The following is a 13,918-nucleotide window of genomic DNA, read 5'->3' on the forward strand; positions in this document are numbered from 1 at the left end:
CCCGGACCTGATCCGGGAGACGATGGTATCGATCAGAACGTTGAACCGGAAGTGCATCACGTCGCCGTCGTGGACGACGTATTCCTTGCCTTCCTGGCGCAGCTTGCCGCCTTCCTTAGCGCCCGCTTCGCCGTTCAGCGCAACGTAGTCGTCATAGGCGATGGTTTCGGCGCGGATGAAACCGCGCTGCATGTCGGAGTGGATTTCGCCTGCGGCTTCGGGAGCTTTCGCGCCCTTGTGCACGGTCCATGCACGCGCTTCCTTCGGGCCGACGGTGAAGAAGGTCAGCAGGTTGAGCAGTTCGTAGCCGGCGCGGATGATCCGTGCGAGCCCGGTTTCGTGCAGGCCCATCTCTTCGAGGAAGACCATGCGCTCCTCTGCTTCCATGCCGACGAGTTCCGATTCGATCGCAGCCGAGACGATCACGGCGGTGGCGCCGTCCGCCTTGGCCTTCTCGAAGACGCGGGCGGAGAATTCGTTGCCTTCGGCAGCGGCTTCTTCTTCCACGTTGCAGACGTAGAGCACCGGCTTCGCGGTGAGGAGCTGGGCCTGGCGGAACACGCGTTCCTCGTCCTCGTCCTTGGGCTGGGTCAGGCGCGCGGGCTTGCCTTCGCGAAGCAGTTCCAGCGCCTGCCCGAGGACGGAGGCGATGATCTTCGATTCCTTGTCGCCCTGCGTCGCCTTCTTCTGGGCGGCGGGGACGCGCTTTTCGAGGCTTTCGAGATCGGAAAGCAGCAGCTCGGTCTCGACCGTTTCGGCATCCGCGATGGGATCGACCTTGTTGTCGACGTGCTGGATGTCGTCGTTTTCGAAGCAGCGCAGGACGTGGATGACGGCATCCACTTCGCGAATGTTGCCGAGGAACTGGTTGCCGAGGCCTTCACCCTTCGACGCGCCGCGCACAAGGCCGGCGATGTCGACGAAGGAAAGCTGCGTCGGGATGATCTTCGCCGATCCCGCGATCGAGGCGAGCTGATCGAGGCGCGGGTCGGGTACGCCGACCTGGCCGACGTTCGGCTCGATGGTGCAGAACGGATAGTTGGCCGCCTGCGCCGCCTGCGTCTCGGTCAGCGCATTGAACAAGGTCGACTTGCCGACATTGGGCAGACCCACGATTCCGCAACGGAAACCCATCTTTTACTCCGGAATAAATGTATGGGCCGCGCCTTAGCGCCTGTCTGCCCGCTTTACCAGTTACCGTGACGCCTGTTTGCAAGAGTGTTTGCACGAGAGGCTTCACGGAAACTTCAGGGCTTGGCTTTAAGGGGCAGGGTATGAAGCCGCTCGTTCGCCTGTCGCTTGCCGTTCTGGTCGCGGTCTCGCTGTCCGCATGTGGTGACGATGCCGCTGGCCAGCTCGACACGGCGCAGGTGCGCTATGCGGAGCAGGACTATCAGGGCGCCCGTGCCGCGCTGATTTCCGCGCTGGAGGATGAGCCGGGAAATCGCGCGGCTCTGGCGCTGTTGGTGCGCACGCAGATTGCGCTTGGAGATCCCGCGTCCGCCGAGCGCGCGCTCGGACGTCTCTTGCGGGCCGGTGGTGGTGGCGGGGGCGCTTCCGTGCTTCGGCTCAAGGCGGGGATCGCCCTGTTGCAAGGTCGCCCGGGCGAAGCCACGCGCCTGCTTGCGGGCGACGGCAGCACGGAGGCCTGGAACATGCGCGCTCAGGCATGCCTGGCGCTGGGTGATGAGCGCGGCGCAGTTTCTTCCTTCGACAAGGGCATGGCGGCGGGAAAGGATATTGCGCTGGCTGTGGCCTATGCCCGCTATCGGCTGGAAACCGGCGATCTTGGCGGTGCGGAGCGCATTCTTGCCCGTATGCAATCGTTCGCTCCCGGCGCGTACAACACGCTGGTTCTGGCCGGCGATCTCGCGAATGAGCGCGGCCGGACCGACGCGGCGATTGCGGCTTATGAAAAGGCGGTCTCCGCCTTTCCCGCCCGTGTCGTGCCGATGCTGGCGCTCGCCAATGCCTACGATGCGCAAGGCAGGGTCGATGAGGCCATGGCCGTTGTCCTGAAGGCGCAGAAGATCGCGGCAGGCGATCCCGCTGTCGATGATCTTTACATCCAGCTGCTTTCCGAGAAGGGGAAGTGGGAGGAAATACGCCTCGCGCTGCAAGGGCGCGATATGCAGCTCGACCCGTCCTCCGGGCTCGGCATGACTTACGCGGAGGCCTTGCTTCATCTTGGCCAGGCCGAACAGGCGCGCGTCATGTTCAGCCGCGCCCTGCTGCTCCAGCCCGGAAACCCCTATTCGCGGCTGCGACTGGGCGAGGCGCAACTGGCGACGGGCGATGCGGGTGGGGCGTGGGAAACCCTGCGCCCCCTTGCGGCGAGCGCGCTGGCGCGGCCGGAAATCCTCGATGCGGCGCAGGAGGCTGCCAGATCGGTGGGCGATCCCCAGGCGGAGGTATTGAAGGCGCGGCTCGATCCGGTGAGGCTCAAGGCTGCGATGGCGCAGGCCGACAAAGGGCAGGCGGCGCTGGCTGCGCAGGACTGGTCCGGTGCCGTGGCTATATATCTTCCGTTGCTCGGGCAGGGCGAAGACCCCGAAGTGCTCAAGCGACTGGCATTTGCCTCGTTGCGACTGGGCCGGGCGAAGGAGGCGCTCGCCTATGCCGACCGGGCGCTGGCCGCCGATCCCGACAATCCGGACTGCCTGCGTACGGCGGGGGTCGTTCGTCTGGAAGCAGGCCGCGACATTCCAGCTGCGCGAAGGCTTCTTGAGGCTGCGGCCGCAGCCGATCCGCGCAACCAGGACATAGCGCGCGACCTTGCAAAGGCGAAAGCGCCGCCGGCTGAGCGCCGGCAGCGGCTATGTCATGCGCGGATGAGCGGGGCCGCCCGCGCGATCAGGCGCGAGCCTTGCGACGGCGCGCGTAGGCGAGGCCGAGGAGGCCCATGCCCATCATGCCAAGCATGCCGGGCTCGGGAACATCGGTGCTGCCGCCCGAAGTTGAGCCGCCCGAACTGCCGCCCGACGTCGTCGTACCGCCTGACGTCGTGGTTCCGCCGCTGGTCGTGCCGCCGGAAGTCGTGGTGGTTCCGCCCGAGGTGGTCGTGCCGCCGGAAGTCGTGGTCGTGCCACCCGAAGTGGAGGTCGTGCCGCCAGAAGTGCTGCTGGAGCCGCACTGCTTGTTTCCGGCAGAGTGACCGCAGTTGCAGTAGTGCGTATGGTTCTTGTCCTTGCCCCAGGTGGCCAGTGCCGGCGTGCTGAAGGCGAGGGTGCTGCCGGCGGTAAGCGCCAGGACGAGCATGGTCTTGCGGAGCATTCGTATTCCCCTTGTTGCCCGAATGGGTTGCCCCCGATTGGGTTGCCAAGGAATACGCAAGCACGTGCCAGATACGTTTTTATACGGAGTTCGTTGGTTAACGCTTGAGGGATGATAACGATTGTGTAAACTAACCCGACGCGCATCCCGCATGAAAATCAGTTAATCATCCTCACCAGTTTCAATCCTGCTGGCGCAGTGCCACGTCGTTCATGAAGCGGGTATCGTCGCCCGCCGAAAGCCGGTCCGCCTCGCCGGCAATGGCGCCCAACATGTCTGCGAGCGGGTCATCTCGGTCTTGGCATAGTTGCCGAGGACGTAGCCGCTTACGCGGTCCTTGTGTCCGGGGTGCCCGATCCCGAGCCGAACACGGCGGAAATCGGCGCCGAGATGTTGGTCGATCGAGCGCAGGCCGTTGTGTCCCGCATGGCCTCCGCCGTGCTTCACTTTCACCTTGAACGGCGGCAGATCGAGTTCGTCGTGGAATACGGTCAGGTCGGAAAGAGCCAGCTTGTAGAAGCGCATGGCTTCGCCAACGGCGCGGCCGCTCTCGTTCATGAAAGTGGCGGGCTTGAGCAGGAGGATCTTCTGTGTGCCGATGCGGCCTTCCTGCGACCAGCCCAGGAACTTCTTCTGGACAGGACCAAAGCCATGGATTTCGGCGATCGCATCGACGGCCATGAAGCCGACGTTATGGCGATTGAAGACGTATTGCGGTCCGGGATTACCGAGGCCGACCCAAAGCTGCATGATTGTCCTGGTCCCCAGAATGACAAAAGGCCCCTCCCGCGCGCCGGGCTGGCCGGGGCGGGAGGGGGCCGATTGATTGACCGTCCGATTACTCGGCTTCGGTCGTCGCCGTGTCGCCTTCCGAGCTCTTCAGAGCCGAGGGAGCAGCGATCGTCGCGATGGTGAAATCGCGGTCGGTGATCGCGCTCTCGGCACCGGCCGGAAGCTTGACGTGGCTGATGTGGATCGATTCACCCACTTCGAAGCCGGTCACGTCGATAACGATCTCGTGCGGGATCTTCTCGGCGTCGCAGACCAGTTCGAGGTCGTGGCGAACGATGTTGAGCACGCCGCCGCGCTTCAGGCCCGGCGAGGCGTCTTCGTTGGCGAAGACGACCGGCACGTTGACGTGCACGGTCGCGCCCTTGACGACGCGCAGGAAGTCGGCATGGAGCGGACGATCCGAAACGGGGTGGAAGGCAACGTCCTTGGGCTGCGTCCGGTAGGTCTTGCCGCCCACTTCGACTTCGATGATCGAGTTGAAGAAGTGACCGGTCATGAGCTGACGGGTCAGCTCCTTTTCCTCGACGTGGATCGCGAGGGGTTCTTCGTTGCCACCATAGACAACGGCGGGGACGCGGCCATCGCGACGCAGAGCACGGGAGGCTCCCTTGCCAGCCCGATCACGCGTCTCGGCCGGCAGGTTAAGCGTATCGCTCATGTGGACTTGCCTTTCGAAAACTGGATAAAAATCGGATAGGGACCGCTTGCCGATCCATACCGTCCCGCCACGCCTCCAGGGATGACCATGACGGGAAGCGCGCGCCCTTAATGTGAAATGGGCGGAAATGCAAGCGCCCGGCGCATGGGCATCACTCGATCCGGGTCACCTTGTACCCTTGCCCGGCCAGCATCGCCGGCAGTCCTTCCGGGCCTGCCATGTGCGCGGCGCCGACCGCCACGAACGGGCGCTTGCCCTGCCGCATGGCGGCGGAGACCTTGCCTGTCCAGTCCCGGTTCCGGCCGACGAAAAGAACCGTACGCAGTTCCGGGTCGGCAAGCAGGCCCTTGCGGGTTTCCGCCTCGATCCGCGCCATGTCGCCTTCGCGCCAGCTTGCAGCGATGTCGCTGTCCGAACTCTGCGCTTCGGTGACGACGGCGGCGAGCAGGTCGCGTTGTTCCCGTTCGGGCAATGCGTCGAACAGGCCCAGTTGCCGGGCGGCACCTTCGAGTTCGATCACGGGCCGGTTGCCTGCGGCCACCATGACGGCGCGGTCCACGCCGTTGCGGGCCTGATCCTTGTCGGCCCCCGCCTGAGCGATGGTGAGGGCCGCGGCCCAGGTATCGATCGCGGCGAAATCGCCATCGGAATAGCCGCCTCGCTTGAGCAGTGCGGCAAGCGCAGGGCGCTTGTCCGGCGCGACCCGGCTGGACAAGGGCGGCTCTCCCTCGCTCCGGGCAAGCCGCGCGAATGTGGCCGCCACTTCGGCCTCATTCGCGAGATTGGCAACTTCCACCATGACGGTGTCGGCTGCGTCCATTGCTTCGCGTACTTTCGGGGTCTGCCATTGCAATGGGCGCTCGGCGCTGTGGATCGTGCCGAAGAGCCAGGCTACCTCGCCGTGCGGCCCTTCCACGCGCCAGAGCGCCGGATTGGCGGCCTCGGGCGCCGGACTGCATGCGAACAGCGCCAGAGCCGCAAGCGCGGGGAGGGCGGCGCGCCTCATCGGTTATTGTACCCGCACCGAACGGATGCCGGCTTTGGCAAGCTGGTCCTGCACGCTGCCCTTGCCTGCAAGATGTCCCGCACCCACCGCCACGAAGACCACCCCAGGCTGCGAGAGCCGGGTCTTCAGCCACTTGGCCCAGCTCCTGTTACGGTTGGTGATGAGCGCCTTGCGCATCAGTTCGTCCGATTCGTCTTCATTGAGCAGCTTGGCCAGTTCGTCCGCCCGGCCCAGTTTCCATGCCTCCACAACCTTGGCGATATCCTCGCGCAGGGTGGGAAGCTGCTCGAGCACTTCGGCCAGATAGCGTTGCTGGCTCTTTTCGGGCAGGTCGGCGAAAAGACCGATCTGGTAGTCCGCCGTTTCGAGCGGGTGCCGGGCGATCCCGCTGGACGCGGCTTTGGCTTCGATCTGCGTTTCCACGCCGTTCGCCTGATCGTATCCCGCTGCCTTCAGCGGCAGCAGGGACAGGAGAAGACCCGCATACCAAGGCTGGAATGCATCGAAGGTTTCTGCCGGAAGTCCAAGATTGGAAAGCCCTTTTTCCAAATTGGTGCGCTCCAAAGGTGCCAGGCTCTCACGCAGGGTCTTACCGTCATGCCGCATTCCCCGGTCCACGAAGACCTTCTCAAGCGTTGCGGGCGAATCGAGCATGGTCTCCGTCACCAGCAGGTCTGCCGACTCGAATGCCTGCTGCACGGGGCCCTGAAACCATGCGGCGTTCTGCGGGAGGAATGTGGATCGTGCCGAAAAGGTAGATCGTGGTGTCCTTGTCGGCGATCTTCCACATCGCCGGCCGTGCCGGAACGGGAACGGGAACTGCGGTTTCCGACACGGGAGCAGAGACTGCGGAGTGGCGGTCTGCGCCAGCGCGGGAGGCGCGGCGAACAGGAAAAACGAGGCGGTGGCGGCGATGCCCCATGGTGTTTTTGCACCCATGCCGGGCCGGGTCTTGCTGGAAAAGATCATCGCGTTTCCATGGAAGGAGAGGGGCAAACAGGGCCTTAACGGACTTCGAATGGCCGGGAGATAACGGCAGGTCGTCGTTTGAGGTAGCGGTAACTGTCATTTTAGTGCGGCTTGCGCGGTTGATTTGCCCGGTTCGATCCGCCAAAGGCCGCGCAGCCAAGAGATTTGACGGGATTTCGATGTCGACCGCCGCCAAACAGCCGCTCAGCTTCCAGGACATGATCCTGACGCTCCACAATTTCTGGAGCGCGCAAGGCTGCCTTATTCTTCAGCCCTATGACATGCGCATGGGAGCAGGTACTTTCCATCCGGCCACGACGCTTCGCGCGCTTGGGCCTGAGCCTTGGAAAGCTGCCTATGTCCAGCCTTCGCGTCGTCCGACCGACGGCCGCTACGGCGAGAATCCGAACAGGCTTCAGCACTATTACCAGTATCAGGTGATCCTGAAGCCGAACCCGGAGAATCTCCAGGAACTCTACCTCGCCAGCCTCGCCGAGATCGGCGTTGATCCGCTGCGCATGACATCCGCTTCGTCGAGGACGATTGGGAAAGCCCGACCCTGGGCGCCTGGGGCCTTGGCTGGGAAGTCTGGTGCGACGGCATGGAAGTGACGCAGTTCACGTATTTCCAGCAGGTCGGCGGGTTTGACTGCAAGCCGGTAGCCGGGGAACTGACCTACGGGCTCGAACGCCTCGCCATGTACATCCAGGGCGTGGACCGCGTTTACGACCTGCGCTTCAACAACGAGGGCGTGAGCTACGGCGACGTCTTCCTTGCCAACGAACAGCAGATGTCGAAGTACAACTTCGAGATCGCCGACACCGAAGCACTCTTCGCCGGCTTCAAGGCCGCCGAGGCCGAATGCATGCGCTGCATCGAAGCGGAAATCCCGCTCGCCGCCTACGATCAGGCGATCGAGGCCAGCCATCTCTTCAACCTGCTTCAGGCACGCGGCGTGATCTCCGTGCAGGAACGGGCCAGCTATATCGGCCGCGTGCGCGATCTGGCGAAAGGTTCGTGCGAGGCGTGGATCGAGAAGAACAAGGCCGAATGGGAAGCCAGGTTCCCGGGGTGGACGGTATGAGGCCTCGGCAGCCCCGTACTGAGCGGAATGACGCAAAGGCCGCATTTCCGGCCCCGCTCGTCATGAGCTCGTCGAACGACGCCGCAACTGCCCCATCAACCCGTCAAACGGCGTACTGACATGACCGACTTCCTTCTCGAACTCCGCTCGCAGGAAATCCCGGCTCGTATGCAGGCCGTGCCCGCGCCGACCTTGAAAAGCTGTTCCGCAAGGAGATGGCGGCGGCTGGCGTCACCGTGGGTGAAGTGACCGTCTGGTCCACTCCGCGCCGCCTTGCGCTGATCGCGCGCGGGTTGCCGCTTGCCACCGAAGCGGTCCGCGAAGAGACCAAGGGGCCGGCCACCAGTGCGCCCGAACAGGCTCTCGAAGGCTTCCTGCGCAAGACCGGGCTGAGCAAGGACCAGCTCGAAGTTCGCGATCTCAAAGGCAAGGATACCTACTTTGCCGTCGTCGAGAAGCCCGGCCGCGCCGTGGCCGAGGTGCTTGCCGAAGTGATCCCCGCGATCATTCGCAACTTCCCGTGGCCCAAGTCGCAGCGCTGGGGCGCCGCCTCGATCTCCACCGAATCGCTGCGCTGGGTGCGTCCGCTTTCCGGCATCGTCGCGATCTTCGGTGAACAGCTCGTGGCGTGCGAAGTGGGCGGCATCGCGTCCGGCTACGTAACGCTTGGACACCGTTTCCACGCCCCCGGCGAGATCACCATCGGCGGCGCGCATGACTATGCCGACAAGCTGCACCTCGCCCATGTCCTTGTGAACCACGAGGAACGGCAGGACATCGTCCGCACCAAGGCGCGTGAGGCGGCCGAGGCTGCGGGGCTCGTGCTGGTCGAGGATGAAGGACTGGTGATCGAGAACGCGGGCCTGACCGAATGGCCGGTGCCGCTGCTCGGCCGGTTCGAGGAAGATTTTCTCGAGGTGCCCCCCGAGACTATCCAGCTGACCGCGCGCGTGAACCAGAAGTATTTCGTTTGCGAAGATGCGGCAGGTTCTCTGGCCAACGCCTTCATTTGTACTGCAAATATCGTCGCTTCCGATGGCGGTGCAGCCATCGTCGATGGTAACCGCAAGGTGCTGGCCGCGCGTCTGTCGGATGCTCGTTTCTTCTGGCAGCAGGACCGCAAGACGCCGCTGTCGGAGCAGGCGAAGAAGCTCGAGCGGATCACCTTCCACGAGAAGCTGGGCACTGTTGCCGACAAGGTCGAGCGGGTGGCCAAGCTGGCGGAATGGCTGGCAGCCGAAGGCATCGTCCCGAACTGCGATCCGGCGCTCGCGCGCCAGGCGGCGGAACTTTGCAAGGCCGATCTGGTCACCGAAATGGTGGGGGAATTTCCTGAACTTCAAGGGCTTATGGGCGGTTATTATGCCCGTGCTGAAGGTCTTCCCAACGCCGTGGCCGATGCTATCCGCGATCACTACAAGCCGGTCGGGCAGGGCGACGAAGTTCCCAGCGCGCCGGTAACGGTAGCTGTGGCATTGGCGGACAAGCTGGATACGCTCCGCAGCTTCTTTGCGATCGACGAGAAGCCGACCGGCTCGAAAGACCCGTTCGCGCTCCGCCGGGCGGCGCTGGGCATCATACGGCTCATCACGGACAACCGCTTGCGCTTCGGCGTTGCCGAGAGCGATCTGCTCGATTTCTTCGTGGACCGCCTCAAGGTGCAGCAGAAGGAAGCGGGCGTTCGGCACGACCTTATCGACGCGGTGATCGCGCTGGGCGGCGAGGATGATCTCGTCCGCCTGCTGGCCCGCGTTCATGCGCTTCAGGCTTTCGTCGCCACGGACGACGGCGTGAACCTGCTTGCCGGCTACAAGCGCGCGGCCAATATCCTGCGCAAGGAAGATTGGAAGGATAAGGTCGATCCCTCGGGTGACGAAGATCCCATGGAAAACGTCGACCATCCCGACATGAAGGGCGTCTACGCCGCGCAGCAGGACGTGACCTACGCGCCCGAGGCTGCCGAACAGGCGCTTCTCGGCGCGGTGGCGGCGGCTGAACCTCAGGCCGCACGGGCGGTGGAGGCAGAGGACTTCGCTTCGGCCATGTCCGCGCTGGCCACGCTCCGCGCGCCGATCGATGCTTTCTTCGATCAGGTCATCGTCAACGACAGCGACCCGGTAAAGCGCCATGCAAGGCTGGCCTTGCTTGATCGGTTCCGTGCTGCAGTGCACAATGTTGCGGATTTTTCGAGGATCGAGGGCTAGGGAGCTTTCCCTGAAACTCGTGAAACTTTTATCAACCAGGACAGGAAAGTCAGGGGATAGATGAGCAGACAGGTCTACACGTTCGGCGGCGGTGTTAAGCATGAAGATGCCCGCGCCCGTGACAAGGTCGTCGTCGGCGGCAAAGGTGCGAACCTCGCTGAAATGGCGGGTATCGGCCTTCCGGTGCCCCCCGGCTTTACCATCACCACTGAAGAGTGCGTGAAGTATCTCGCCGAAGGCGGTGACTTCTCGGACCTGCTGCGCGCCGACGTGGCCGAAGCGCTCACCCACATCGAAAAGACCGTGGGCAAGAACTTCGGCGATGCCGCTGATCCCCTGCTGGTCTCGGTCCGCTCGGGTGCGCGCGTTTCGATGCCGGGCATGATGGATACCGTCCTCAACCTCGGCCTCAATGACGATACCGTCGAAGGCCTGTGCAAGACCTCTGGCGACGATCGTTTCGCCTGGGACAGCTATCGCCGTTTCGTTCAGATGTACTCCGACGTCGTTCTCGGCCTCGATCACGATCGCTTCGAGGAAGCGCTCGAGATCGCCAAGGAAGACAACGGCTACATGAACGATGTCGAGATGACCGCCGACAACTGGCGCGCCATCGTCAAGGAATACAAGGGCATCGTCGAGGAAGAACTCGGCCGCCCGTTCCCGCAGGACGTCCATGAGCAGCTCTGGGGCGCGATTCAGGCCGTGTTCGATTCCTGGGATTCGGACCGCGCCAAAGTCTATCGCCGCCTGAACGACATTCCCGGCGACTGGGGAACTGCGGTAAACGTGCAGGCCATGGTCTTCGGCAATATGGGCGATACATCGGCCACGGGCGTTGCCTTCACGCGTGATCCGGCTACCGGCGAAAAGGCCTATTATGGCGAATGGCTGGTCAATGCGCAGGGCGAGGACGTCGTCGCCGGCATCCGCACCCCGCAGTACCTGACCAAGGCGCGCGCGAGCGGGCAGGGGCCAAGCCGCTGTCGATGGAAGAAGCGATGCCGGACGCCTATGGCGAACTGGCCGCGGTGTTCGAGCTGCTCGAAAAGCACTACCGCGATATGCAGGACATTGAGTTCACCGTCGAACGCACGAAGCTTTGGATGCTCCAGACCCGCTCGGGCAAGCGCACCGCCAAGGCCGCGCTGAAGATGGCGGTCGACATGGTGGAAGAAGGCCTGATCGACGAATCCACCGCGATCCTGCGGGTCGATCCCATGGCGCTCGATCAGCTGCTGCACCCCACGCTCGACCCCAAGGCGCCGCGCGACATCCTCGGTAAGGGCCTTCCGGCCTCGCCGGGCGCGGCTTCGGGTGCGATCGTACTCGATGCCGATACCGCTGAAAAACGCGCCGAGCGCGGCGATGCCGTGATTCTCGTCCGTGTCGAGACTTCGCCTGAAGACATTCACGGCATGCATGCCGCCAAGGGCATCCTCACCGCGCGCGGCGGCATGACCAGCCACGCGGCTGTGGTGGCGCGCGGCATGGGCCGTCCCTGCGTTTCCGGCGCTTCGGGCCTGTCGATCGACATGAAGACCCGCACGCTTCGCATGGGCTCGCGCGAGTTCAAGGAAGGCGACGTGATCACGCTCGACGGCGCCACCGGCGACATCATGGCCGGCGAAGTGCCGACCATCGAGCCGGAACTGGCGGGCGATTTCGCCACGCTGATGGTCTGGGCCGACAAGCACCGCCGCATGAAGGTGCGCACCAACGCCGAGACGCCGGCCGACTGCAGGATGGCCCGTCAGTTCGGCGCCGAAGGCATCGGTCTTTGCCGTACCGAGCACATGTTCTTCGACGCGGGCCGGATTTCGGCCGTGCGCCAGATGATCCTGGCCGAGGACGAGGCCGGTCGCCGCGCGGCGCTGGAGAAACTGCTGCCCGAACAGCGCGCGGACTTCATCGCGATTTTCGAGGTGATGGCCGGCCTGCCGGTCACCATCCGCCTGCTCGATCCGCCGCTTCACGAGTTCCTGCCCCACGGCGATGCCGAGTTCGCGGAGCTTTCGGAAACGATCGGCATCGGTGTGGACACGCTGAAGCGCCGTGCGGACGAACTGCACGAGTTCAACCCGATGCTCGGCCATCGCGGTTGCCGCCTTGGCATCACTTTCCCCGAAATCTACGAGATGCAGGCGCGCGCCATTTTCGAGGCCGCCTGCGAAGTCGCAGCGGCTTCGGGTGAGGCGATCGTGCCGGAAGTGATGATCCCGCTCGTCGCGACCAAGCGTGAGCTGCAGATCCTCAAGAAGGTGGTAGACGAGGCTGCGGCGAAGGTCTTCGCCGAGAAGGGCCGCACGCTCGACTATCTCGTGGGCACCATGATCGAACTGCCGCGCGCAGCGCTCATGGCCGGTGAGATCGCCGAGGAGGCCAAGTTCTTCTCGTTCGGCACCAATGACCTGACGCAGACCACGCTGGGCGTATCGCGCGACGATGCCGCGCGCTTCCTCAGCCCCTATGTCGAAAAGGGTATCTACCCGCGCGATCCGTTCGTCAGCCTCGATATCGAGGGTGTCGGCCAGCTGGTGCAGCTCGGTGCCGAGCGTGGCCGTGCGACTTATGCCGATCTCAAGCTCGGCATCTGCGGCGAGCATGGTGGCGATCCCGCTTCGATCGCGTTCTGCGAGAAGGTCGGGCTCGACTACGTCAGTGCCTCGCCGTACCGCGTGCCGATTGCACGTCTCGCAGCGGCCCAGGCCGCTCTGGCCTGAAGCGGCTCGCGCGAAAGAGAAAAGGCCGGGGTGGAAGCCCCGGCCTTTTTCTTATTTTTTCCAGCCCGATAGGGTCAATATCTCGAAGCGTTCGACAGTCCGGCCATCTTTGCCGGCTGCTTCGAACGCCTCCAGCGCCCGCGCCCGCGCCGCCTTGCCCAGAGCCGGCCCCGGGTCGGCCAGCACGCTGCCCGCGGCCTGGGCCCGGATATCGGCGATCAGCCGGTCGAAGCTGCGGAAGCCAACCTGGAGCGGGCGGTGGTCTATCACCGGATCGGCGAACAGGGTGCGCTGGAGCAATTGCCCGCCCGCCCGCACGTCGACCATCGGGTGAACGCGTCCGGCGGGGCGATCCCCATCGGCTGCGAGCATGATTTCGCGCAGGACCGGCAGGCTTCCCAGCGACAGGAAGCTGGCGATCATCAGTCCACCCGGCGCCAGGGCCTTGCGGATATGGATAAGCGCGCCGGGAAGGTCGTTTACGGTATCGAGCGTGCCGAGGCTGACGATCAGATCGAAACCGTCGAAGGGGTAGGGTGCTTCCTCGTCGAAGCCGTGGGCCGGATCCACTTCTGTGACTTCCGCGCCGCTGGCGCGAAGGTCGCGCGCAAGGTTGCCCGTCCAGTCGCCCACGACGAGGGCGCGCCGGGGTTCGAAGCGGAGGAACGAAAGGCGTTCGGGAACATCCTCTACCATGTCCTCAAGCAGGTAGCGGGGGGCGTCTGGCGACCGCTGGAGGACGAGGGCGCGACGGCGGGCGGCGAGGCGGCGGTCGGGCGAGAAGATGCGGGGGGGAGCTTTGCTGGCCATGGCCGCCCAACTGCCGCGTCTCGCGCTTCGGCGCAACTGCGCTTCGTGCAAGTGGGTTAACACCTTGTAGCTTGCCGCCCTGGTTCCGGCGAGTAAGCATCGGCGGATGTCCTTTGCTCAGGCCGTGATGCCGGTCGTCGACCTTATATTTCCGCCGCGCTGTCCTTTGTGCGGCGACGGACTGATCGCGCATGGCGGCCTTTGTCCGCCGTGCTGGATAGAGCTGGCGATTCCCGGAGAGCCGAGCTGTGCTGCGTGTTCGCGCCCGTTTGGCGGCGGGGTGCCACAGGGGGCAACCTGCGCGCCGTGTCTTGGCGATCCGCCCCGACATGACGGGATCGCCGCGGCGACATTGTACAATGAGGCATCGCGCAAGCTGGTACTGGCCTTGAAGCATGG

At 64.3% G+C, this 13,918-nt stretch carries 7 protein-coding genes and 5 pseudogenes; 5 read left to right on the forward strand and 7 right to left on the reverse strand.

All coding sequences use genetic code 11. The features are described 5' to 3' along the window. The coding region (gene ychF / locus ADT71_RS17415) for a redox-regulated ATPase YchF (protein WP_156336647.1) at nucleotides 1-1,134 on the reverse strand (1,134 nt) is incomplete at its 3' end. A gap of 140 nt (nucleotides 1,135-1,274) precedes the next feature. Here ychF and ADT71_RS30490 point away from each other — a divergent pair. After that, nucleotides 1,275-2,642, forward strand: a pseudogene (locus ADT71_RS30490) (tetratricopeptide repeat protein); the annotation flags it as partial. A gap of 211 nt (nucleotides 2,643-2,853) precedes the next feature. On the opposite strand, the gene ADT71_RS35835 reads toward ADT71_RS30490, so the two are convergent. The 5 genes and pseudogenes from ADT71_RS35835 to ADT71_RS17445 form a co-directional block, all read right to left on the reverse strand. Further along, complete coding sequence (locus ADT71_RS35835; RefSeq protein WP_369818300.1) at nucleotides 2,854-3,426, reverse strand: PEP-CTERM sorting domain-containing protein; 573 nt, start codon at nucleotides 3,424-3,426, stop codon at nucleotides 2,854-2,856. A 28-nt stretch (nucleotides 3,427-3,454) separates the two neighbouring features. Further along, nucleotides 3,455-4,023, reverse strand: a pseudogene (gene pth / locus ADT71_RS17430) (aminoacyl-tRNA hydrolase). Nucleotides 4,024-4,111: 88 nt separating this feature from the next. Further along, a complete protein-coding gene (locus tag ADT71_RS17435) occupies nucleotides 4,112-4,723 on the reverse strand; it encodes a 50S ribosomal protein L25/general stress protein Ctc (protein WP_054438835.1) in 612 nt (203 codons plus the stop codon). 151 nt (nucleotides 4,724-4,874) lie between these two features. Continuing rightward, on the reverse strand, nucleotides 4,875-5,729 hold the full coding sequence (locus ADT71_RS17440; RefSeq protein ID WP_054438836.1) for a TraB/GumN family protein: 855 nt from the start codon (nucleotides 5,727-5,729) through the stop codon (nucleotides 4,875-4,877). A gap of 3 nt (nucleotides 5,730-5,732) precedes the next feature. Next, the gene (locus tag ADT71_RS17445; RefSeq protein WP_156336650.1) at nucleotides 5,733-6,698 is read right to left on the reverse strand and encodes a TraB/GumN family protein; all 966 of its coding nucleotides are present in this window, start codon (nucleotides 6,696-6,698) and stop codon (nucleotides 5,733-5,735) included. A gap of 179 nt (nucleotides 6,699-6,877) precedes the next feature. On the opposite strand from ADT71_RS17445, the pseudogene ADT71_RS17450 reads away from it, so the two are divergent. The 3 genes and pseudogenes from ADT71_RS17450 (at nucleotide 6,878) to ppdK (ending at nucleotide 12,709) form a co-directional block, all read left to right on the forward strand. After that, nucleotides 6,878-7,782 (forward strand): annotated as a pseudogene (locus ADT71_RS17450) (glycine--tRNA ligase subunit alpha). Nucleotides 7,783-7,997: 215 nt separating this feature from the next. Continuing rightward, nucleotides 7,998-9,986, forward strand: coding sequence for a glycine--tRNA ligase subunit beta (gene glyS / locus ADT71_RS17455; RefSeq protein ID WP_369818297.1), 1,989 nt, complete (start codon nucleotides 7,998-8,000; stop codon nucleotides 9,984-9,986). Between the two features lie 60 nt (nucleotides 9,987-10,046). Beyond that, nucleotides 10,047-12,709 (forward strand): annotated as a pseudogene (gene ppdK / locus ADT71_RS17460) (pyruvate, phosphate dikinase). A 51-nt stretch (nucleotides 12,710-12,760) separates the two neighbouring features. Here ppdK and ADT71_RS17465 read toward each other — a convergent pair. Beyond that, a complete protein-coding gene (locus ADT71_RS17465; protein ID WP_054438837.1) occupies nucleotides 12,761-13,519 on the reverse strand; it encodes a class I SAM-dependent methyltransferase in 759 nt (252 codons plus the stop codon). A gap of 127 nt (nucleotides 13,520-13,646) precedes the next feature. On the opposite strand from ADT71_RS17465, the pseudogene ADT71_RS35840 reads away from it, so the two are divergent. Beyond that, nucleotides 13,647-13,820 (forward strand): annotated as a pseudogene (locus ADT71_RS35840) (double zinc ribbon domain-containing protein); the annotation flags it as partial. Between the last annotated feature and the right edge of the window lie 98 nt (nucleotides 13,821-13,918).

Origin of the sequence: Novosphingobium sp. ST904, assembly GCF_001298105.1 — a bacterium.
Taxonomy (GTDB): Bacteria; Pseudomonadota; Alphaproteobacteria; order Sphingomonadales; family Sphingomonadaceae; genus Novosphingobium.